The 20,654-nt window shown below is 66.4% G+C and carries 19 protein-coding genes and 1 other RNA gene; 6 read left to right on the top strand and 14 right to left on the bottom strand.

Features of this window, described 5'->3' with window-relative positions:
* The first annotated feature begins 11 nt into the window (after window positions 1-11).
* The gene (locus ACOGJB_RS01125) at window positions 12-902 is read left to right on the top strand and encodes a serine/threonine-protein kinase (RefSeq protein ID WP_419839001.1); all 891 of its coding nucleotides are present in this window, start codon (window positions 12-14) and stop codon (window positions 900-902) included.
* A 3-nt stretch (window positions 903-905) separates the two neighbouring features.
* Here the strand turns inward: ACOGJB_RS01125 and ACOGJB_RS01120 are convergent, their stop codons facing one another.
* Genes ACOGJB_RS01120 through ACOGJB_RS01110 form a run of 3 tightly spaced genes read right to left on the bottom strand, consistent with a single transcriptional unit; the run spans window position 906 to window position 2,546 of the window.
* Window positions 906-1,142 carry a hypothetical protein gene (locus tag ACOGJB_RS01120; protein ID WP_419839000.1) on the bottom strand — a complete coding sequence of 79 codons (237 nt, stop codon included), beginning with the start codon at window positions 1,140-1,142 and terminating at the stop codon, window positions 906-908.
* A 1-nt stretch (window position 1,143) separates the two neighbouring features.
* Complete coding sequence (gene trpD / locus ACOGJB_RS01115) at window positions 1,144-2,232, bottom strand: anthranilate phosphoribosyltransferase (protein ID WP_419838999.1); 1,089 nt, start codon at window positions 2,230-2,232, stop codon at window positions 1,144-1,146.
* Window positions 2,232-2,546 (bottom strand): WhiB family transcriptional regulator, encoded by a 315-nt coding sequence (locus ACOGJB_RS01110; protein ID WP_419838998.1) that lies wholly within the window; start codon window positions 2,544-2,546, stop codon window positions 2,232-2,234. Before ACOGJB_RS01110 ends, trpD begins: the two co-directional genes overlap by 1 nt.
* A 152-nt stretch (window positions 2,547-2,698) precedes the next feature.
* Between ACOGJB_RS01110 and ACOGJB_RS01105 the strand changes: the two genes are divergently transcribed.
* Both ACOGJB_RS01105 and rnpB read left to right on the top strand, forming a co-directional pair.
* A complete protein-coding gene (locus ACOGJB_RS01105) occupies window positions 2,699-3,145 on the top strand; it encodes a hypothetical protein (RefSeq protein ID WP_419838997.1) in 447 nt (148 codons plus the stop codon).
* A 40-nt stretch (window positions 3,146-3,185) separates the two neighbouring features.
* Window positions 3,186-3,573: RNase P RNA component class A (gene rnpB, locus ACOGJB_RS01100), an RNA gene on the top strand.
* Window positions 3,574-3,794: 221 nt separating this feature from the next.
* Here the strand turns inward: rnpB and ACOGJB_RS01095 are convergent.
* The 4 genes from ACOGJB_RS01095 to ACOGJB_RS01080 are packed head-to-tail and all read right to left on the bottom strand — an operon-like array spanning window position 3,795 to window position 8,097.
* On the bottom strand, window positions 3,795-4,391 hold the full coding sequence (locus ACOGJB_RS01095) for a histidine phosphatase family protein (protein ID WP_419838996.1): 597 nt from the start codon (window positions 4,389-4,391) through the stop codon (window positions 3,795-3,797).
* A 54-nt stretch (window positions 4,392-4,445) separates the two neighbouring features.
* Complete coding sequence (locus ACOGJB_RS01090) at window positions 4,446-4,967, bottom strand: hypothetical protein (protein ID WP_419838995.1); 522 nt, start codon at window positions 4,965-4,967, stop codon at window positions 4,446-4,448.
* Window positions 4,968-5,009: 42 nt separating this feature from the next.
* Entirely contained in the window at window positions 5,010-5,795 is a 786-nt protein-coding gene (locus ACOGJB_RS01085) for a zinc ribbon domain-containing protein (RefSeq protein WP_419838994.1), read from the bottom strand.
* A 34-nt stretch (window positions 5,796-5,829) separates the two neighbouring features.
* Window positions 5,830-8,097, bottom strand: coding sequence for a transglycosylase domain-containing protein (locus ACOGJB_RS01080; RefSeq protein ID WP_419838993.1), 2,268 nt, complete (start codon window positions 8,095-8,097; stop codon window positions 5,830-5,832).
* Between the two features lie 237 nt (window positions 8,098-8,334).
* Here ACOGJB_RS01080 and ACOGJB_RS01075 point away from each other — a divergent pair, with 237 nt between their 5' ends.
* Entirely contained in the window at window positions 8,335-9,039 is a 705-nt protein-coding gene (locus ACOGJB_RS01075) for a thiamine diphosphokinase (protein WP_419838992.1), read from the top strand.
* Complete coding sequence (locus ACOGJB_RS01070) at window positions 9,020-10,252, top strand: hypothetical protein (RefSeq protein ID WP_419838991.1); 1,233 nt, start codon at window positions 9,020-9,022, stop codon at window positions 10,250-10,252. Before ACOGJB_RS01075 ends, ACOGJB_RS01070 begins: the two co-directional genes overlap by 20 nt.
* 77 nt (window positions 10,253-10,329) lie before the next feature.
* Here ACOGJB_RS01070 and ACOGJB_RS01065 read toward each other — a convergent pair whose 3' ends face one another.
* The 5 genes from ACOGJB_RS01065 to ACOGJB_RS01045 all read right to left on the bottom strand — a co-directional run bounded on the left by ACOGJB_RS01065 (window position 10,330) and on the right by ACOGJB_RS01045 (window position 16,283).
* Entirely contained in the window at window positions 10,330-11,877 is a 1,548-nt protein-coding gene (locus ACOGJB_RS01065; RefSeq protein ID WP_419838990.1) for a glycoside hydrolase family 3 N-terminal domain-containing protein, read from the bottom strand.
* Window positions 11,878-11,915: 38 nt separating this feature from the next.
* Entirely contained in the window at window positions 11,916-14,093 is a 2,178-nt protein-coding gene (locus ACOGJB_RS01060; protein ID WP_419838989.1) for a thioredoxin-like domain-containing protein, read from the bottom strand.
* An 80-nt stretch (window positions 14,094-14,173) separates the two neighbouring features.
* On the bottom strand, window positions 14,174-14,683 hold the full coding sequence (locus ACOGJB_RS01055; protein WP_419838988.1) for a CoA-binding protein: 510 nt from the start codon (window positions 14,681-14,683) through the stop codon (window positions 14,174-14,176).
* Window positions 14,680-15,969: an O-acetylhomoserine aminocarboxypropyltransferase/cysteine synthase family protein gene (locus ACOGJB_RS01050; RefSeq protein ID WP_419838987.1), complete on the bottom strand. Its 1,290-nt coding sequence runs from the start codon at window positions 15,967-15,969 to the stop codon at window positions 14,680-14,682. The genes ACOGJB_RS01055 and ACOGJB_RS01050 overlap by 4 nt, the downstream gene beginning before the upstream one ends.
* 59 nt (window positions 15,970-16,028) lie before the next feature.
* Window positions 16,029-16,283 carry a DUF6457 domain-containing protein gene (locus ACOGJB_RS01045; RefSeq protein WP_419838986.1) on the bottom strand — a complete coding sequence of 85 codons (255 nt, stop codon included), beginning with the start codon at window positions 16,281-16,283 and terminating at the stop codon, window positions 16,029-16,031.
* Between the two features lie 114 nt (window positions 16,284-16,397).
* Between ACOGJB_RS01045 and ACOGJB_RS01040 the strand changes: the two genes are divergently transcribed.
* A complete protein-coding gene (locus tag ACOGJB_RS01040; RefSeq protein WP_419838985.1) occupies window positions 16,398-17,087 on the top strand; it encodes a TIGR02453 family protein in 690 nt (229 codons plus the stop codon).
* A gap of 90 nt (window positions 17,088-17,177) precedes the next feature.
* Here ACOGJB_RS01040 and ACOGJB_RS01035 read toward each other — a convergent pair whose 3' ends face one another.
* A complete protein-coding gene (locus ACOGJB_RS01035) occupies window positions 17,178-19,565 on the bottom strand; it encodes a molybdopterin-dependent oxidoreductase (RefSeq protein ID WP_419838984.1) in 2,388 nt (795 codons plus the stop codon).
* Window positions 19,562-20,638 (bottom strand): LLM class flavin-dependent oxidoreductase, encoded by a 1,077-nt coding sequence (locus tag ACOGJB_RS01030; protein WP_419838983.1) that lies wholly within the window; start codon window positions 20,636-20,638, stop codon window positions 19,562-19,564. The genes ACOGJB_RS01035 and ACOGJB_RS01030 overlap by 4 nt, the downstream gene beginning before the upstream one ends.
* Window positions 20,639-20,654 lie beyond the last annotated feature (16 nt).

The following is a 20,654-nucleotide window of genomic DNA, read 5'->3' as shown; positions in this document are numbered from 1 at the left end:
CGGCCGGTGCGATGTACGAAGACCAAATTGACGTCTGGGTAGGCCGCCAATACGGCCCGTACAAGATCACCGGTCTGCTCGGGCGAGGCACCGTGGCGCACTGCTACCGGGCGACGACGTTGAGAGGCGACGAGGTCGGGCTCAAGGTGTTGACGCCCTTCGCGGAGGCACGGGCGGAGATCCGCTCGCTCTTCGAGCAGGAGTACGAGCTGATGGCCCGCCTGGACCATCCGAATGTCCTCGCCGTCCACGGCGCCGGTGTCATCGGCGGTGCCCACTTCATGGAGATGGAGATCGTGGAAGGCGAGACCCTCGCCGACCGGTGCGGCAGCCGCCACCCCCCGACACTCGCCGAGAGCATTGCCGTTGTCCAGCAGATGTGCGCAGCGCTCGACCACGTCCACGAGCACCGGATTGTTCATCGCGACGTCAAGCCGTCGAACATCATGCTCGACTCCGAACCGGACAGCAGCGACCGGGCCGTGCTGTTCGACTTCGGCCTGGCGTACGACGTCGACGGACCCCCTTCGCCACCGGGCCGGGTCTACGGATCGCCCATGTACCTCTCCCCCGAGCAGGCGCTGGCCCAGCCGGTGGATGCTCGCACCGATATCTACGGGCTTGGGTCGACGCTGTATGTGCTCGCCGTGGGCTCAGCGCCGTTCTACGGGGAACGGAACGACCTGCTGCACGCACATGTGCGCACGCCGCCGCCCGACCCTGCCGAGCGGGGCGTATCTGCCGAACTCTCCGAGATCATCCTGACGGCTATGGCAAAGTCGCCCGATGACCGCTTCTCCAGCGGTGCCGACCTTGCGGCCGCTCTGGCCGCAGTGGAAATACCCGCCCAAGAAAGCGAACGCCGCCGAGGCCTCCTGCGCCGGCTGACAAGCCGGGCATAGAACTCAGCTGACGCCGTGGCGGTAGCGCTCGACTATCTCCGCTTCGTCGACCCCGTACACCAGCACCGTCTCGTCGGGGCCATCGTCGAAGGCGATGATCGCCATCACACGCCGATCCCCCGGCCGTACCCCGACGACCGTGCCTGTGGTGCCCACGAGCGAGCTGCGACGCTCGTCGGACGTGCTCTCCAAGCGGACGATGTCCCCCACGCCGAACGGCAACGAGAGGCCAACGACCACGTCAACTGCTGCTTGTGGCCAGTTCGTTCGTGAGGCTGACAGCCGCTTCGAGCTTTGCCGCGGCGCGTCCGTCAGCCACGGCGTCACGCGCCATCTCAAAACCCTCGGCGAAGTCCGCTGCGAGGCCCGCCACCACCAGTCCTGCGCCAGCATTGAGCTGCACGATCTCAGCCTTGGGACCTGTCTCGTTTCCGGCAACGATCGCTCGGAAGATCTCTGCATTTTCTTGAGGACTTCCGCCCCACAGCTCTGCTCGATTGACGCGCTCCAGCCCGATGGAAGTGGGATCGAACTGGAACTCGTTCACAATCTCGCCGTCGCGCACTTCGTAGATACGCGTGAGGTCGGTGAGGGTGATCTCGTCCAGCCGATCAGCGCCATGGACTACCAGCGACCGTTCCGAGCCGCGGGCGGCGAGAACTCCCGCTACTCGTGGGGCCATGACTGGGTCGCTCACTCCGAGCACCTGTCGCCTCACGCGAGCGGGGTTCGACAGCGGGCCGAGGAAGTTGAACGTGGTGGGCACGCCGAGTTCGGTGCGCACGGGCCCGGCGAATCGCATCGCCGGATGGAACCTCTTGGCGAACGCAAATCCCAGGCCGATTTCCGCGATGCATCGCTCGACCGACGGCCCGTCGAGATCGGTCGCCAGACCCAATGCGGACAGAGTGTCGAACGATCCTGACGACGACGTGGCCGCGACGGATCCGTGCTTGCAGATCACAGCGCCCGCGGCGGCAGCCACGAACGCTGCCATGGTCGAAACGCTGAGCGCGTGACGCTGCCGAACCGGAGCCCCGCCGCTGCCGACGATGTCGATCGTCCCATCGGGAGCGGTCAACGGGACCGCTGCGTCGTGCATGGCATCTACGAGCCCGGTGAGCTCGGGAACAGAGCCGCCCTTCATTCCCAGGGCGATGATGAATCCGGCAAGCTGGGCGTCGGTGGCACGCTCGCCCAAGATGCTGCCCAGTGCGGCACGCGCAACTTCGGGGCTGAGGTCGATGCCCGCCACCAAGTCCGTGAGCACAGCCTTCCAGCCGCCGTAATGCTCGAGCGGATGTACCTCGTCGGAATTTGGGCTGACCATCAGTTCGAGTTGGCAGCCGCCTGCGCGTTGCGAGCGCGCGCTGCGGCGCGGCGCCGTCGTCGAATGATGCGAACACGCTCGGCGGCGGTCTGCCCACCCCAGACGCCTTCTTTCTCCCGGACCGAAATCGCGTATTCCAGGCATTCGCCGGACACCGCACACACTCCGCACACGGCCTTCGCCTCGAAGGCCGCATCGTCATCGCCCGCTGCGTCGCTCTCGGGCGGGTAGAAGATCTCGGCCTCGAGACCCCGGCACGCCGCATGACGTTGCCAGGCGAGCATGTCGGTAGTGAGACCTCCGTGTTGGTCCACGACCACCCGGATGGGGTCCGCGCTCGCCGGTCGCGGCCTCGCGGTGTGCGTGGAGGTGCGGGGCGTTGCAGTGACAGTAGGCATCTGTCGCGCAATCTTGCCGATGCATTGCCGCTTGTCAAGACCTTATTGAGCGTTCAGTATGACGTGACATGCGCAGTCTGTTGCAGATATTCGGCCGAAGCGTCGAGCGGCGAGCAGTCGTCGCAGGCGCTGCGGTGTCCACTGGGACTGCCCTGGTGGCCGGTGTCGTGGCCGGGAGCTTGGTAGCGGAGCGGACAACAGCGGCATACGCCGTGAACGGCTTGCTCTTTTTGGGAATGATCGCCGGAGGGGCGGTGGCCGCCGCGAGGGCGAGCGAACATCATCTGCTGTCGTCCGTGCTGAGCTCGGGCCCCGTGATGACGCTTGCCGTGGTGGTGCAGATCATTCGCCGATTCGGCTCCGGCGAAGCGGTCGCGGCGCTGGGCCTTCCCCTGGTGATGCTGCTGGCGGCATCGCTGGCAACGCTGGGTGGCGTGCTGGCGGGCATGGCGCGGCAGCGTCGGCGCTCGCTGCTGGATCCCCACCCCGAACCGCGTCGCAGGCGCCGGCACTGATCGAAGGTCCGGCTGGCGGAACTAGCCTGATTGCCTGCGGTGAGTCGGCCGGGTGGCCGCGGGCTGTGCTGCTTCGGCGCTCCGCAACACGCGGAGCAGTACGCAGGGCACAGTTCGAGGAAGGTCGGGACTCCACAGGGCAGGGAGCTGGCTCGCAACCAGGCGCCGCGAGGCGACGGAAAGTGCAACAGAAAGCAAACCGCCGATGGGTCGGGCCCCGTGCCCGGCCACAGGCAAGGGTGAAACGGTGCGGTAAGAGCGCACCATCGCCGGGGGCGACTCCGGCGGATCGGCAAACCCCTCCCGGAGCAAGGCCAAGCAGGGATCGGACGGCCCGTCTCATGATCCCGGGTAGGCCGCTCAGATGGATGGCCACCCCGACGGCAGCAGCCGACGGACAGAATCCCGCCTACAGGCCGGCTCACCGCTTCCCGCTCTAGAGGGTGACCCCGTCGATGAGTGGGCCGTCGATGAGTGAGCCCGCAGCGGAGGCAGCAGAACCCTCTGCTCCCGCGATCCGGCAGGCGAGAGATGCGCACCGCACCGCATTTCTTGCCTACGTCATCGACGATTCACGGGGCATCCACTCGGGAACCGGTCGCAACGTCGCAGAGTCTCCTGCTGCCTCCGCTGCTATCGAAGCTGTGCCTCAACTGCTGAGGTGGGACGTGTCGTTGAACGTGCTGAGTCTGGGCACGCCGGCCCGGAAGTGGATGCGCGCGATCTGGGCCTGGGAAACGTGGATTCGCCAGGAGATCTCTTCTTCGGTGCCCAGCACCCATCGCACCGCCGACTTAATCGGCGACACATGGGTGAACACCGCGATGTTCCGAGATGAGGCTTCCTCGGCCAAATCATTGCAGGCAGCCCCGACACGTTTGTTGAGCTCCACCAAAGACTCGCCGCCTGGCAGCGTGAATCCGGGGTCAGAACGCCATTGCCGCCACATGTTGGGACGTACCTCGGAGATCGGCGCTCCGTCCCACTCGCCGTAATCCAGCTCCGCCCAGCGTTCGTCGACGGTCATCTCCATTCCCAGCAAACGACGCGTGGCCTCCGCGGTCTGGCGGGCCCGTTTCAGTGGCGAGGACACGATCCTGTCCGGCCGCTGATCACCGAGCGACAGCGCGGCAGCAATCTGATCCGCTTGCTGAATCCCCACCTGGTCGAGTTCGTTGTCGACCCGACCCTGCAGAAGACCTGCCGCGTTGGCACTCGTGCGCCCGTGGCGCACGAGGATCAGCATGGGCGGCCGTGACGCACGAGAATCAGCATGGGCGGCCGTGACGCACGAGAATCATCAGGCATTGCCTCCGCCGGCTCCACGCCGGTACTGCGGTCCAGAACGGTACGCCAAACGGCCGGTCCGCCAGAAGTCGGTTCGAGCCGTCCGGCTGTGCACCATCGCGGACGCGCGCCAGATCCACCAGCAGCCGGCGAGGCCTGCGAGTTCCATCATGGCGATCAACCAGATTCCCCGAGCGGCCAGCGGAAAGGTCGCATCGGCGGCATCCCCGCCGAACGGCCACCAGAACAGTGTGGACTGCAGCCACGCGCCATCGAACAACTGGTGCCAGAAGACGCCGATGGGCAGCGCCAGCCAGCGCCGACGCGCCCGGCGCCGCCCAACCGTCACCAGCATCACCGCGATGAGCCCGCCCGCAGGCAGCGCCAATGAGTGCATGACGGGCGCTCCCCCGCTCGCAACGTGCAGGACGTCGGGCAGCAGCGCGCCCGCCACGATGAGGCGATGATCGATCGCAGGATCTCCGAAGGTCCAGCGCATGGCGACCAGCGACGTCGCCACAAACCACAGCAGCATCAGGCTGGTCTCCCGCGGCGCTGGTTCGGCTCAGCCGCTCGCTCAGCGGACCAGCAGAGCACCGCACTGGGGGCACTCGGCGAGCTCGTCCGGCCCGAGGTGCAAGATCTGCTCGTAGTCGACCGAGGAAACCTCGAGGTGGCACGCACTGCAGGTGGTGCCGACAAGCCGTCCGAGGACGGGTGCCCCACGGGCTGCTGTGCGGCGTCTCTCGTACACCGTGACCAGGGAGGGATCGGCTGAGGCCACGAGCGACTCACGTGCGCTGAGCACCTCGCTGCGTTCGCTGGCGGCCTGGCTCTCGGCGGCTGCGATGGAGGCATCGGCGACATTCATGCGTTCACGAGCTTCCGACTGGCGCGCTGCCAGTGCGGCGCGAGCATCGTTGAGGGGCTCAAGACCCTCCATCAGCTCCAGGATGTGATCCTCGATCTCGGTCTGGCGCCGAGCGAGCGAGGCCGCTTCAGTCGTGAGTGCTTCAGCCTCCTTGGGCGACGTCAGGTGACTCTCGTACAGTCGCTCGGAGTTGTGGGCACGCTTGGCTTCGATGCGCGCAACTTCATCTTCGTGCCGCCGCTGCTGGCGTTCCAATTCAGCGATCTGAGCGTCAAGCACCTTCGCCTCCGCAGCGAAAGCGCGCATCTCGGATTCGATATCGGCACGGACCGCGCGTTCAGGCAGGTGCTCGACATGATGAGTGATCTGATCGAGTCGTACGTCGAGGTCGCCTATCTGGGCGAGAACTTCAATTCGACTCGGCGCCGAAGCCTCCGCAGCGGAGCCCGTGCCGAGCCCGGAAGCGCCAGGTCCAGGGGCTTGGGAGTTCATCGCTGTCGGGCAGTCAGGTGATCGTGCATCGAGCTCAGGCCTGGTCGTCCTCAGTGGCGTCGGTGCCCGTTTCCGTGCCAGTCGGATCGGCGTCTTCGGGCGGGATGGATTCGTCAGTATCGCCGATGGGTTCTGTGGCCCGCGCCCCGAGTTCGGTGGCAATCTGCGTGCAGCGAATCCACTCGAACCTCGAGTCGCCTTCACCTGCCGGCACTGCGACCTTGCACAGCGCGTCCGGCAGCGGCTCGAATGTGTTGTCGTCGGTTGGCCGGACCATGCTGCACGGCAGGTCGAATTCGAGCGGCGGCTCCGAAGGCGACACTGCTACTGCAACCGAGCACGTGTCCCCGGACAGGAAGAGGTACTGGCTTGCTCGCGGCGGCGGTGGCGCGGGCGAGAACCCTCGCAATGGGGTGCCGTCCAAGGCCCGCCCCATATAGGCAGCCCAGATGCGAGCAGGGATCCACCCGCCGGTCGCCCGGCGGTCCTGGATCTCACCCATCGGTACTTGCTCGTCGGGGTGACCCATCCACACCGCAGTCGACATGTGCGGGGTGTACCCGACGAACCAGGCGTCATGGAACGACTGCGTCGTCCCGGTCTTGCCCGCAGAGATCTGTCCGCTTGCCAGCCGAGATCGCGTGCCGGTTCCCGATTGCACGTTCTCTTCCAGCACGGATGTCACCCAGTCCGCCGTCGATGGCGCCACCACCCGCCGCCCGTGCGGCACGTGCTCGTAGAGCACTTCGCCGAAGTTGTTCTCGATGCGAGTGACATAGAACGGCTCCATCCTCACGCCGCCGTTGGCGAACGTGCCGTACCCCACCGCCTGCTCAAGCGGTGTGACCTCCTGCGCACCGAGCGAGATCGACGGATACGGCAAGAAGCCGTCGTCGCCTGAGCGGCCGACGAGGCGGTTAGCCATCCCCACGACCTCGTCGAGTCCCGTGACCAAGCCGAGTCGGACGAACGCACAGTTCGAGCTGGCAGTCGTCTGGTCCTTGATGGTTGAGACCCGACCTGGGCTGTTCGCGAAGTTGCTCACTTCGTAGTCATCGAGCGGCGGGTTGGGGAAGACGCACGGTCCCTGGCCGCTGATCGTGTCGAAGGGATAGAGGCCGGCGCGCTCGATCGCAGCCGCAAGGACATAGGTCTTGTACGACGAACCGGGTTGCCGCCGGCCCTGCGTGGCGAGATTGAACTCGGAGTCACTGAAGGCAGGGCCGCCGATGAAGGCGAGCACTGCTCCCGTCGACGGATCGACGCTGACAATGGACACTTCGAACTCGCCGGTGCCTTCGGGCAGGACTTCGGCCACCGAGGTACGCATGGCCGTCTGCAACTCGGGACGCAGCGTCGTCCACACCCTCAGGCCGCCGCCGAATACTTGGCTGAAACGTGCCTGGTAGGTGTCGCCGAGCGCCGGATTCGACAGCAGCGCCCGCCGCACCTCCACCAAGAAGTAGTCGCGTCGCAGCGCCACATCGGTACGGCGAGGCGACAGGTTGCGGCTCGGCAGCGGCCGGCGCTCAAAGGCGTCCCGCTGGGTCTCGCTGATGACCCCGGCGTCAACGGCTTGCTGCAGCGATCTGCTGCGGCGGCGCGTCATCGTGTCGATGTTCTGATCGAACCCGTCAAACAAGCCGGGGCTGCGAATCAAGCTGGCGAGGAACGCCGCATCACCGACATCGAGCGCCGACACGTCCTTGCCGAAGTAGGTTTCGGCCCCTGCTTGCAAGCCGTAGGCCCCGTTCCCGAGGTACACCTCGTTGACGTAGAACTCGAGGATCTCCTCCTTGGTGAAGTCCTCCTCAAGCCGGGCCGCGATCACCGCTTCGCGAATCTTGCGATTGAAGCTGCGCTCGCTGCCGACCACGCGGAGCTTGACGATCTGCTGAGTGATGGTGGAGCCGCCCGATGCAATCCCGCCTGCGGACACGTTCGATACCAAGGCTCGTGCGGTCGCTCGCAGATCCACTCCGTTGTGGAGCCAGAACTTGCTGTCTTCCACGGCGACGATCGTGGCAATCACGTCGGCGGGGACTTGGTCCAGCGTGATGATCTCGCGGTCGATGTCGTTGAGCAGGATGCCGATCTGACTGCCCGCGGAGTCGAAGACTTGGGTTCGCTGGGCGCCGGGCCGAAGGTCGATCGTGATGTGGTCGCGATCGCGTTCGACGGCGTCGAACGTGCGAGCGACGTGCGGCGCGGAGGCTCGTGCGCCGACGGTGACGACGGCCGCGCAGACCGCGATCATCACGGCGAGCAGGGGCAGCCTGGCGAGGCGGCGGGCGACGTCCACGTTGTTCTGCAAGGTACCGGGCCGGACCGCGCAACACTGTGCGCCCGCTGGGCAGGCGGCAGTGCCTTCTGCTCCAGCGATCCGGCCGGTCGCAACGTCGCAGAGTTCACTGCGCCCGCTGTGGCGGCGGCAGAACCCTCTGCTCCCGCGATCCGGCAGGTCGCAACGTCGCAGAGTCTCCTGCCGCCGCCACTGCTATGACATCTGTGTTGGGCCGCTCGGGGTCACACTGGTGTCATGGGGTCTGCTGGGTCCGGCGAACCGTCCGCCGATGTTGCGCGGCTCGATGCGCGGTGCGTCTGGATCATTGACGGCGGGCCGAACGCGCCGCGCCGGTTGCCGCCTGGCGAACCCACTTGTGTGATCGCCGTGGACCGCGGTCTGGCTCACGCTCTGCGCTTAGGCCTGCGACCTCACGTGGTCCTCGGCGACTTCGACTCCGTCGATCCCGGCATGCTGAACCGTGCCCGCGAAGAATGGCCCGACCTCGTCGTTCAACGGCATCATCCCGACAAGGCGCACAGCGATTTGGACCTGGCCTTGAGCTTCGCCTGGAGTCTGGATCCCGATGGGATCGCCCTGTTGAGCGGCGCTGGGGGCAGGCTCGACCACATGATGATCGGCGTGACGATGCTGGCCCGGCCGCGGTACGCCGCGCTGCCGCTCACCGCCTACATCGGGACGAGTGTCGTGCGCGCTGCAACCGCAGGCATGACGTTGCCGCTGCCGTTCGAGGACGGGAACCTGCTCTCGTTGCTCGCGGTCGGCGGGACCGCCAGCGTGCTCACGAGGGGGCTGCGCTGGAACCTGACGGCGCTGATGCCGCTGCGCAGCGCATCATCTCTCGGGCTCAGCAATGAGCTTGCAGCGACTTCTGCCCGCCTCGAAGTGCGCGCAGGCACCATCCTCGCGATTCAGACACATGGCACAACGCTTCGGTAGAGGCCGCGCCCGGCGCGCCGGCATCGGTGTCGCAGTTGCGTGCGCGGCGGTCCTCATTGCAGCTGGATGCGGCGAGACCGACCGCGGATCCGCTGCGGTGCGCGTCCTGACACATCGCGACTTCCATCTGCCTGCAGAGGCGCTCGAAGCCTTCACCGAAGAGACGGGTATCGAAGTCGTCGTGTTTCGCGAAGACACCCCTGACGACGTCATCGATCTGCTGGAACGCAGCCGCGCCCACCCGGTCGCAGATGTGGTCGTCGGCATCGACACTTTGGACCTTCAACACTTCATCGATGGAAGCCTCACCCAGCCCTACGCACCGCTGGCACCCGGGCCGCTGGTGGACGACTTGGCCGTGGACGACCATGCATTGACGCCTGTCAGCTACATCGACGCCTGCCTCAACTACCTGCCGTCCTTCTACGTGGTGCCCGAACGGCGTATCGATGAGCTGCCCGATGCCGAGCTCTTGCCGCCACCGGTTCCGGGCGGACTCGATGCGCTGTGGGACCCAGCCCACGCAGGCACGGCGGTGATCCCCGATGCCGCGACGGCCAGGATGGGCGTCTACCTGCTGGTTGCGTTGGAGCGGCGGTATCCCGAACGCGGCGACGACGAGGCGACACCGTGGCCTCAGGTGCTCGACCAGATGCTCAGGTGGGACGTCGAACTCGCGCCTAGCTGGGAGATCGCGACGTTCGAGCGGTTTGCGGGCGGGGAGCCGCCCCCGGAGCGGCCGATCAGTCAGGACGATCCCGATCCGGTGACGCTGGCGTCGCTGCGCGGGCGCCGGCCGATGACGTGGGGCACTACAGGGTTGCCGTCGGTGTACGCCGAATACCAGCCCGGCCTGCCTCCCGCGCTGGACATCGCAGTCGTGACCGAAGACTGCGTCCGGATCGGGTTCTATGCCGGCGTCGTGGCGGGCGCGCAGAACGCTTCCCTCGGCGGGCGGTTGATCGACGCCATGGGTGAGCCGCTCTTCCAGTTCGGCATCAGCGATCGCTTCGGCTCGAGACCTGCTCGCAGTGACATCGTGAGCGCGCCTGAGTGGACTGAGTTCGGAGTGACGGTGCATCCGTACCGGCCCGATCCTGCCTATGTGGGCGCGAACTGGAAAGAATGGCAACTCACCTGGAGTCAGGTGGTGCGGAACTACCGCACGGGGCCTCCGCCGCCGGAACCGGAAGTAACCGTGACCCTGCCCTAACGGCCGCTGTCACACTGCTCGGCCTAGCGGCCACAATCACATTCCTCGGCCTAACGGCCACTGTCACCTTTGTCGGCCTATCGGCCGACCAGCGTCGGGTCGTAGAGGACTGGGCGGCCCAGTCCGTCACGACCGACCAGGGTGCACGCGAACACCCCTTTCGAGCGGAGCACGTTGTTGGCCGCATCGTCGAGACGTTCCAGGCTGAGTCGCCCCTCGGTGACCGCCGCCTCGATCTCAGCGAATGCGGCGGCGGCATCCTCCAGATCACCGACGAGGGCGAGGTCCGCGCCAGCGGTGACCGCCAGCAGTGCGGCTTCGCTCACCGACCACTGGCTGCGGATTGCGCCCATGATCAGCGAGTCGGTCACGATCAGCCCGCCATGGCCTAGCTCGTCGCGGAGCACGCCGTCGATCGCCGCCGGCGACAACGACGCCGGCATCCCCCCGGTCAGGCCGGGAACGTGCAGGTGACCCACCATGACCGCCGCGTCGGTGGCCCCGATGACCGCTGCGAACGGGATCAGGTCGCGTTCGCGCAGCTCGTCCAGCGGCGCCGTCGACGCCAGTTCGTCATGTGTGTCCGCAGTGGCCCCGCCGTGGCCCGGGAAGTGCTTCACCACCGGGACAATCCCCCCTGCGCTGAGACCTTCCACCGTCGCCAGGCCATAGTCGGTGACCGTCGCCGGATCGTTCCCGAATGACCGGTCCCCGATGCCCTCGCCGGCACCGACATCGATGACCGGTGCGAAGTTCATGGTGAACCCGAGTTGGGACATCTTCCGAGCGTGATCCGCTGCCCGTTCGGCAACCTCCTCGGGCGACCTGGCAGTCTGAGCTGCCGCCGAAGGAAGCGTCCCCACGACGGCGGCGAGTCGCTGCACCCGACCACCTTCCTCGTCGACCGCGAAGATCAGCGGCACCCGGCCTGCGAAATCCTGTAATTCGGCGATGCGGCGCCAGACATGCTCGGTGATGGGTCCCTGGAGCAAGACGCCCGCAATACGGCGGTCACGCGCCTCCTCGACTGCAAAACCCAAAGAGCGCTCGCCCAGCGCCGTCATGATCGTCTGCCCGATGCGCACGGGCAGCGACAACTCGCTGGTGCACCATCGATCCACATCGGTCCACCACGCTCCCGAGAGCAGTTGGCGAACCCCGACCCCCGAGAGCCAGCCCAGCGGCCGCTCCTCCCCGGTGAAGACGGTCGGTCCCGGATCGCCGATGGCGACCTCAGAGTTGTCGGCGAGCTGCAGCCAGACACCGAGTGCCCCAGGCGCCCCCAAGCGGGCACCGACGACTTGGGTGTGCAGTTCGGGCGGGTCGCTGACGATCGGCAGGATCGAGGTGCCGACAGGTTCGATCGAACCGTCCACGCCGACCACCCAATAGCCGACACCACCAGGCCCGCGCAGCACCGCCACGATCCGGGGTGCGTCCGGCGCGCCCTGCGATCCGTCAGCGGGGTCATCGGGTGCGACCGTGATGAGCGGAGGTGTCTCGGGCTCACCCGAGGTCTGAGCTGCGGCCCGAGGCAGCAGCGCCAGCCAGACGGCGGCAGCAACCAGAGCTGCCGATGCGGCGCCGAGTCGTCTGCATCGCAGTCGTCTGCTCCGGTGCGACACGGTCGGCAGCGACCTTGCGGAGCTGCTGGCGTCGATGGTCACCCCGATCCCAGGCGTTGATCCAGTTCCTCGGCCGACAGCAACTGATGCGGCAGCTCAATGCTGTTCGCGCCGCCTGGATCTACCTCGATCGGCGCAGTGAAGTTCACATCTCGAATGAGACAGAACGTCTCGTCCACAGCCGGGCAGTAGAACACCACCGCCGTGGCGCTGAGCACGGCGCTGCCGGATTGCGCGTCGACCGTTGCTGCGAGGCGCACGGGCATCTCAGGTCCTCGGGCTTCGTAGCGAGTGCTGCCTTGTGGGCTGATCACGGCGGTGTCGCCTGAGGACCATGTGAACTCGAACAACCCGTCGGTGTTGAACTTGTACCCCTCAGGCACCACCAGTTCGAGCACGACCTCGACGGGACCCGGTGCGACTCGCTGGGGCGCCAGCACGACCTCGTCTTCGATCACACCCGCCATCGTCACGGTGGCGATCTCCAGATTCGACAGTGCCAGCGTGGACAGCTCGCCGGTTTCCAGATCGAGCATGCGGATCCGGTGGTTGTTGGTGTCGGCCACGTACAGCGTGTCCGAGGTGGCGCTGAGCCCGCTCGGCTCGGCGAGTTGTGCTTGCGTGCCGCTGCCGTCGTGCAGGCCCGCCTTCCCGTCGCCGGAAACCACCGTCGATGTCATCGTTTCGAGGTCGAGCGCCTTGATCCGGTGGTTGTAGGTGTCTGCGATGTACAGCCGGCCCTGCCCGGGAGCGTTGCCCACGTATTCGATGCCGATGGCGTGCTGCAGCAGCGTGTCACTGAAGCTGCCGACTTCGTCGCCCCACACGAACAGGTGCTTGCCCACCAGCGTGTTCAGCTGGCCGTCGAGGCCGAATGAGATTCGCCGCACCGCACTCGCCTCGGGATCGGTGAAGTAAAGCGCCGCCGCGTCTGCTGCGAGGCCCGATGGCTGCGACAGGGTGGCCTGCAGCCTGTTGCCGTCGTCGAGTCCTTCGGCCCCGGTTCCCGCAAACAGGCCGAGTGCCCCGCTCGTCAGGTTCATCAGCCAGATCTGGTGCCGCCCCGCACCTGCGATGTACAGCACATCGCCTTCGAGGTGCAGGTCCCAAGGCGAGGCGATGGCCGTCACTGCAGCTGGCCCGGGCCGGAAGGCGGTGACCGGCTCACCGGTCCCGGCGATGGTGCCAACCTGCCGGCCCTGCAGGTCTGCGGCCCGGATGAGGTGATTCTCGCGGTCGGCGATGTACAGCGTGTTGCCGTCGGGGCTCAGTGCCATGCCTTGGGGACGCCGGAACGTCGCCTCGGTGAATCCGCCGTCTGCACGTCCCTCGGCCCCGTTGCCGATCACGTCGATGAGTTCGCCGTCGAGCGTTGCAATCAGCACCCGATGGCGTCCCGTATCAGCAATGAAGAGCCGATCGCCTGCCTCGTCGGCAAGCACCTTGCCGGGGAAGCTCAGGACCGTCGGCAATGGGGGCGCTATGTCGAGCAGCTCGCCGAGCGGTGTCGGATCGATGAGCCCGTTGTGGCCGAACTCCTCTGCCATGACCGAGATCGCCGGTTCGAGAGCGGTGTAGACGCCCTCTCCGGCGTACTGACCGACCACCTTTCCCTCAGGATCGATGACAACGACAGTCGGCCAGGCGTTGACGCCATAGGCATTGCGCAACAGTTCCTGATCGTCGTTCACGATCGGGTGCTGGCGGCCGTAGCGGATCGACGCTGCGCGGACAGCCTCGGATTCGCGCTCGCTGGGGAACTTTGCCCAGTGGACGGCAACGACCACCACTTCATCGGGATATTCCTGCCCGAGCCGGTGGAGATCGGGAATGATGTGGATGCAGTTGATGCAGCCTTGGGTCCAGAAGTCGAGGATGACGATCTTCCCGCGCAAGTCGGTGCTCATCGACGGCGGCCTGCTGACGTTGAACCAGTCGTATCCGGCCGGAAACTCCGGGGCTGCAACGCTGCCCTGCAGCGTCAGCGGCACAGTGTCGGTGACCGCGGTGGCGCTCGCAGCTTCGGTGCCAGCAGTTGCAACCTCGTCTTGCGCGTCGCCGGTCGCCGGCTGCGAGTCGTCAGTGGCGCTCTCGGAGACGTCGCCAGTGTCTGGGGCTGCCTCCGGCGTCTCGGGCGAAGCGCACGAGACGGCCAGCAGCAGCGTGACGGCCGCGACGAACAGGGCGCGTCGAGCCGGCCAGCGGTGAAACCGCATGTGCCTGCGGTGTGACCGCTCGTGTCGGTCTGGACCGTGGGGACTGCGAGCTGCCCCTCCGTTGGGGCGCCGCATCGCCGTCACGTCCTTCGGACGGTGCGGCGCGAATCGATCACACCGGTGTCAAAACCGGCGCGGTGCAGGCCCCCGTGAAACCTGGCGTGCTCGATCTTGAGACAGCGATCCATTACCACGTCGAGGCCGGCATCGTGGGCCAGCTTGGCGGCCTCTGCACTCCACAGGCCGAGCTGTACCCACAAGGCCTTGGCGCCGATCTCGACGGTCTCAGCCGCAACACCCGGCAGATCCGCGGGCCGGCGGAACACATCCACGAGATCGGGCACCACCGGCAGGTCGGCAAGGCTCGGGTAGCACGGCTCACCCAAGACCTCATCAGCCACCGGGTTCACGAAATACACATCGAATTCGGTGCTGGAGCTGAGCAGGTAGGTGGCGACGAAGTTGGACGGCCGCGCCGGATTCGCCGAGACGCCCACCATTGCGACCGAACCTGTCCGCTGAATGAGAGCCAGCCGGTCGGCCGCACTGGGCTCAATCCAGCCTTCGACCGGTTCGTGGACAATCGTCATGCGGGCACCGCCTTCGCGAGGGCTTGGTCCAGATCCCAGAGGATGTCATCGAGGTCTTCGAGGCCGACGGACAGCCGGATCATGTCTGCGCTGACCCCTCCTGCCGCCAAGGCCTCTTCGGAGAGCTGCTGGTGCGTTGTGGACGCCGGATGGATGACCAGCGTGCGGGCATCGCCGACGTTTGCCAGGTGGCTAATCATCTGCAATGCCTCAATGAAATCTGCTCCCGCTTGGCGCCCCCCCTGCACACCGAAGGTGAAGATGGCGCCCGGTCCCTGCGGCATGTACTTGCGTGCGAGATCCCGGTAGGGGGAGGATTCGAGACCCGAGTAGCTGACCCAGCTCACCGCCCGATGGGCTTCGAGGTGTTCTGCAACGGCTTGCGCGTTTGCGACATGTTCGTCCATGCGCTGAGGCAGCGTCTCGAGCCCTTGCAGCAGCAGGAACGCGTTGAGCGGTGACATGGCAGCGCCGATATCACGAAGCTGCTCGACCCGCAGCTTGGTGCAGAAGGCGTACTCGCCGAAGTTCTCCCAGAAGCGCATGTCGTTGTAGCTCGCCACGGGCTCGGTCATGTTCGGGAAACGGCCGCTGCCCCAGTCGAAGCGACCCGATTCGCTGACAACCCCGCCGATCGAGTTGCCGTGCCCGCCGATGAACTTCGTCGCCGAGTGCAGCACGATGTCGGCACCATGCTCCATGGGACGGCACAGGTAGGGCGTCGCAAAGGTGGAATCGACCACGAGCGGCAGCCCGTGGGCGTGAGCGACCTCGGCGATTGCTGCCAGATCTGGGATGGAGCCCGAGGGGTTGCCGACGATCTCGGTGTAGCAGAACTTGGTGCGGTCGTCGATGGCGGCGGCGTACGCGTCGACGCTGTCACCGTCGACGAAGCGAGCTTGCACGCCGAAGCGTCCCAGCGTCACGTCGAACATCGTGTGCGTGCCGCCGTAGAGCGCAGACGAGGTGACGAGGTTGTCGCCCGTCTCGCACAGCGCGGCCGCTGTGAGGAACTCCGCCGACATGCCCGAGGCAGTCGCGACAGCTCCGATGGCGCCTTCGAGGCTCGCGACCCGCTCCTCGAACGCGTTGACCGTGGGGTTGGAGATGCGGGAGTAGATCGTGCCGTATTTCTGGAGGGCAAAGAGGTCGGCGGCGTCGGCAGTGTCCTCGAACACAAAGCTCGTGGACTGGTAGACGGGGACCGCACGAGCTCCTGTGGCTGGATCTGGTCGACCGCCCGCATGCAGCGCGCGCGTGCGGAATCCGAACTGGTGATCGCTCATCGAGAGCAGCCTAGGACGGGCCTGTTGCCCAGTGAGTTCGCCCGTTGCGCATGGTCAGCTCAGCGTGGCCGCTCAGCGGCGTGTCGCCGGGCGCGTTCGAGCGCTTCGGCAGGGTCGACGCCGGCAACACCTGCCATCCAGCAGGCAATGGGTGCTGCAATCCGCTCAGAGTCGTGAGCCGCCACGCCTGCGAGATCCAGCAGCGCTTCAGTGATGTCTTCATTAGGGGCAGGCGCCCCGATCACTTCGGAGAAACCTGCCAGCCACTCCCGGGCCGTCGTGGATCGAGTCTCTGAACCGGTCCCGTCGCTCATGGCTACAGCGTACGTTTGACGAACCACGACGCCCTCGAGAATGCACTCGTCCGACGAGCAGCGGCTCGCTACGGTGCGGGCGACCAAGGGTCACACATCACATAGGGGACAGCGATGAGCGACTACGAGGGCATCTTCGGGCCAGAGCTGTACGAGTTTCTCGAAGAACTCGAGGCCAACAACAACCGGGAGTGGTTCAACGAGAACCGTGAGCGGTACGAGGAGGAAGTGCGCGAACCTGCCTTCGATCTGATCCGAGCAGTGCGGCCGATGCTCGCCGAGATCTCCCCGAACATGACGGCTCGTGACACCAAGGTGGGTGGCTCGCTGATGCGGGTCTTTCGCGACACACGGTTCTCCGCGGACAAGACGCCCTACAAGACCAACGTGGGCATCCAGTTCCGGCATCTGCGCGCCAACGACGTCCACGCTCCCGGCTATTACGTCCACTTGTCCACCGAGAGCTGCTTCTTCGGCGCCGGGAGCTGGATGCCGGATCGAGACGCATTGGCGGCCTACCGGATCGCCATCGACGAACGCACCGAGGCGTGGATCGGGGCCCGAGACACCTGCCAGTCCGACGGCTGGCGGATGGAGGGCGAGCGGCTCAAACGCTCGCCCCGCGACTGGTCCATCGATCACCCGATGATCGAGGACCTCAAGCGCAAGAGCTTCATAGCTGTGCGTGACTTTGACCACAGCGCGGCGCTCAAGCCCGAGTTTCCAGCGGTCATCACCGCCTGGTGCAACGAGACGCGTCCCCTCATGGCCTTCCTTTGCGGAGCGGTGGGGCTCGACTTCTGACGCAGAAGGGCCGCACGGCAGCAGCAGGGCGATCTGCAGCCACCCAGCAAATCCGCCCTCAACGCTTGACAACAGCTCGAGTGAGGCGGCCTAGCTCGACTTCAGCGGAACTATCTCGGGCGGCTGGTACGACTCGACAGCTGGCGGTTCGCCGTCGTAGCGCTCGACCTCAACGAGGCAGGTGTGCGCTGACGGTCCTTGGGCAAGGCGACTGGTGCCGATGTCAGCCGTGAGCGTGTTGGGGTTGCCGGCTCGGCAGGTGCCGTCGGGCGCAGGGTCGTACCAGGCGCCGGTCGAGAGCTGCACTGCCTCGGGCATGACGGCGTCGTCGATCGTCGCGCCGGCCAGCGCTGCCCCGCGGCCGTTGAAGATGCGCACAACGTCGCCGTCACTGATGCCGCGGGCGGCCGCCGTGTCGGGGTGCAGCCGCACGGGTTCGCGACCGGCCACCTTCGTTGCCTGGCTGGGTGCCGCATGGTCGAATTGGCTGTGAAGTCGGGCCTTGGGCTGATTCGACACCAAGTGCAATGGCCATCGGTCGCTGCCGGCACCCCCCAACCGCTCGTATGGCTCCATCCACGCCGGATGCGGCGGGCAGTCGTCGTAGCCGTACTCGGCGATCTTGTCGTTCCAGAGTTGGATCCGGCCGCTGGGCGTTCGTAATGGCTTGCCAACCGGGTCAGTGCGGAATGCCTCAAGAAAGATCTGCTCGGGATCACCCATCAACGCCATCCCTGGCGCCATCAGATAGCCGTCCCGGCGAAAGTCCTCGTACGGCGGGGCCTGCGGATCCGCAGCGCGGTGAATCTCGTAGATCACCTCGATCCACTCGTCTGCTGTTCGTCCTTCGGTGAACTGCTCGCCGAAGCCAAGGCGCTCAGCCAGACGGGCGAAAATCCAGTAGTCGTCCCGTGACTCCCCCACCGGTTCGGCCACCGCTGCCATTGCGATCAGCATCGTTTCGGCGCCGCCGATGTCGTTGCGCTCGAGTGGCGTCGTTGCCGGCAACACGATGTCGGCACGCCGCGCAACTGGTGTCCAGAACGGCTCCTGCACCACAATCGTCTCGGGCCGCTGCCACGCCCGCATCAAGCGATTGAGATCCTGGTGGTGGTGGAACGGATTGCCGCCCGACCAGTAGACGAGCCGCACGTCCGGAAAACGACCGCTCCGACCGTCGAAATCGAATGTCTCACGGGGGCCCTCCAGCATCTCGGTGATGCGCGAGACGGCGATTGTCGGCGGTCCGGGCTGGCGCATCGGCACCGGGAGCCCAGGAATGCGGGCACGCGTCTGTCCCGCGCCGGTATTGCCTTGGGTGCCGAAGCTGAAGACGTATCCCCCGCCGGGCAGGCCAACCTGGCCCAATGCGCACGCCAGGGCCAGGGCCATCCAGTACGGCTGCTCGCCGTGATGAGCCCGCTGGGTGGACAGGCTGAGGTTGACCAATGTCCGCTTGGCAGCCATCTCGTGTGCCAGCGCAACGATGTCTCCAGCGTCGATGCCGGTCACCTCGGCCGCCCATTGGGCCGTCTTGGGAGTGTCGTAGTCGACCGCGTCTGCCCACGGCGTGGGACCAGTCCAGTCGCCACAGGCCGCGGCGAGGCCCTCGCCCATCACGTGCGCCCGAAGCCGGTCCCAGCCGTCGCAGTAGGTCGCCAGGAAGTCCAAGTCCGCCAGACCATCCGTGATGAGCGTGTGAATGATCCCCGCCATGAGCGCCACATCGGTGCCGGGCCGTATCGGCAGCCAGCGCGCCTCGGCGGCCTTGTCGAAGTCATCACGCAGTGGCCCGACATTCAGGAAATCCACGCCCGCGGCTGCCGCCCGCGTGACCCAGTCATTGTGGTGATGCGGGCCTTGGCCGCCGTAGGTGACGTGGTTGTTGGTCGCCCGCATTCCCCCGAAGCACACGAACAGCTCGGTGTGCTTGCAGATGACCGACCACGACGTCTGCCGAGCAATGCCGGCGTGGTACCCCATGCCCAGCATGTACGGGAAGATTGCCTCAGCCGCGGCAGACGAGTAGGTGCCCTTCTGGTCGGTGCAGCCGCCGAAGAGGCGCATGAAGCGGTGCTGCTGGCTGGACGCCAGCCCGAAGCGTCCCGCAGAGCCCCACCCGTAGGACCCGCCGAAGATCGAGGAGTTGCCGTGTTCGTCGCGGACGCGGGTCAGCTCCGCAGCCACCAGGTCGAGCGCCGTGTCCCAGTCGACCTCCACGAACGGCTCGCTGCCCCGTAGGTGAGTGGCCGAACCAGGTCCGTCTCGCAGCCAGGATTGCCGTACTGCTGGACGCATGACCCGGTTCTCGGCGAAGTGTCGCAGCGACTCCCCCAGATGCGACGGCTCCGGATCGGTGGGATGCCCGCGCACTGCCAGCACTTCGCCGTCGCGCGAGTCGATGAGGAACGATCCGAAGTGCGTACCCATTGCCGTCGTGCGCACGCCAGCGGGCGAGGCGTCGTTTGCCGCGTTCATGCCGATGCCGCCGCGGCGTCGGACTGTCGGGTCCGATCTTGCGCGCCCGTTCGCCGCTTCCACACGTCGGCCAGGAGTTCGAGGCTGGTGATTCGTTCCGCAAGCCCGAACGTGGATGTGTGGATCATCAGCTCGTCGGCTCCCGTCGCATCGGCGAGTTCTTCGAGTGCGGCCACCGCCTCACCGGGATCCCCGACGATGGCGTTCGTCGGCATGGTGGCGGCGCGCTGCCATTCGGGATGCGACATCGCCTCGTCCGGCGAGAACAATGGCCAGAACCGACCCGTGCGAATGCCCCATCGCCGCAGCAGCGACGGTGCAGCGTGGTGCTGCGCCGTTTCAGTATCAGCGGCCGTGACCAGCCCGACACTCACCATGACGTGCGGCTCGTCCAGTACGGCAGATGGCTGGAAGCGCTGGCGGTAGAGGTCGAGCGCGCCCAGCACGCCGCCGCCGTCGAAATGGTGGGCGAATGCGAACGGCAGGCCCAAGTAGCCGGCCAATTGCGCTGAGTAGCCGCTGGATCCCAGCAGCAGCACCGCAGGTGCCGAGGTGGCTTTCGGCGTTGCCCGGAAGTCTGACCAAGGCCCCTCGGTAGTGCGCACATCGCCGAGGTACGCCATCAAGTCGATCAGGTGGCTCGGAAAGTCGTCCACTTGCCAGGGGTCGGGCACTGCGCCGTCTTCGGCAGGCCCTCGCACAGCGGCGGCGGAGATGCGATCGCTGCCAGGTGCTCGGCCGACGCCGAGGTCGACGCGCCCCGGATGCAGCGCTTCGAGCATTGCGAACTGCTCAGCGACGATTGCCGGGCTGTGATTGGGAAGCATGACGCCGCCCGAACCCAGCTTGATCCGCTCAGTGTGAGCAGCAAGGTGGGCAATCAGTACCGCGGGCGACGTGCTTGCAACGGTGTCGATGTTGTGATGCTCGGCCACCCAGAAACGCACGTAGCCCAGCCGGTCGGCTGCCCGGGCAAGCTCGGTGGTCTCTGCGAGCGCCTGCGCGCTGGTGCCGCCGTCGGAGACGGTTGCCAGGTCCAGCGCGGACAGCGGCACAGGTTGTGCAGAACTCACGGCGTCAGGCTAAAGC

This window comes from Candidatus Poriferisodalis sp. (assembly GCF_965208895.1).
GTDB lineage: Bacteria > Actinomycetota > Acidimicrobiia > Acidimicrobiales > Poriferisodalaceae > Poriferisodalis.
This window is presented reverse-complemented; position numbering and strand designations above follow the sequence as displayed.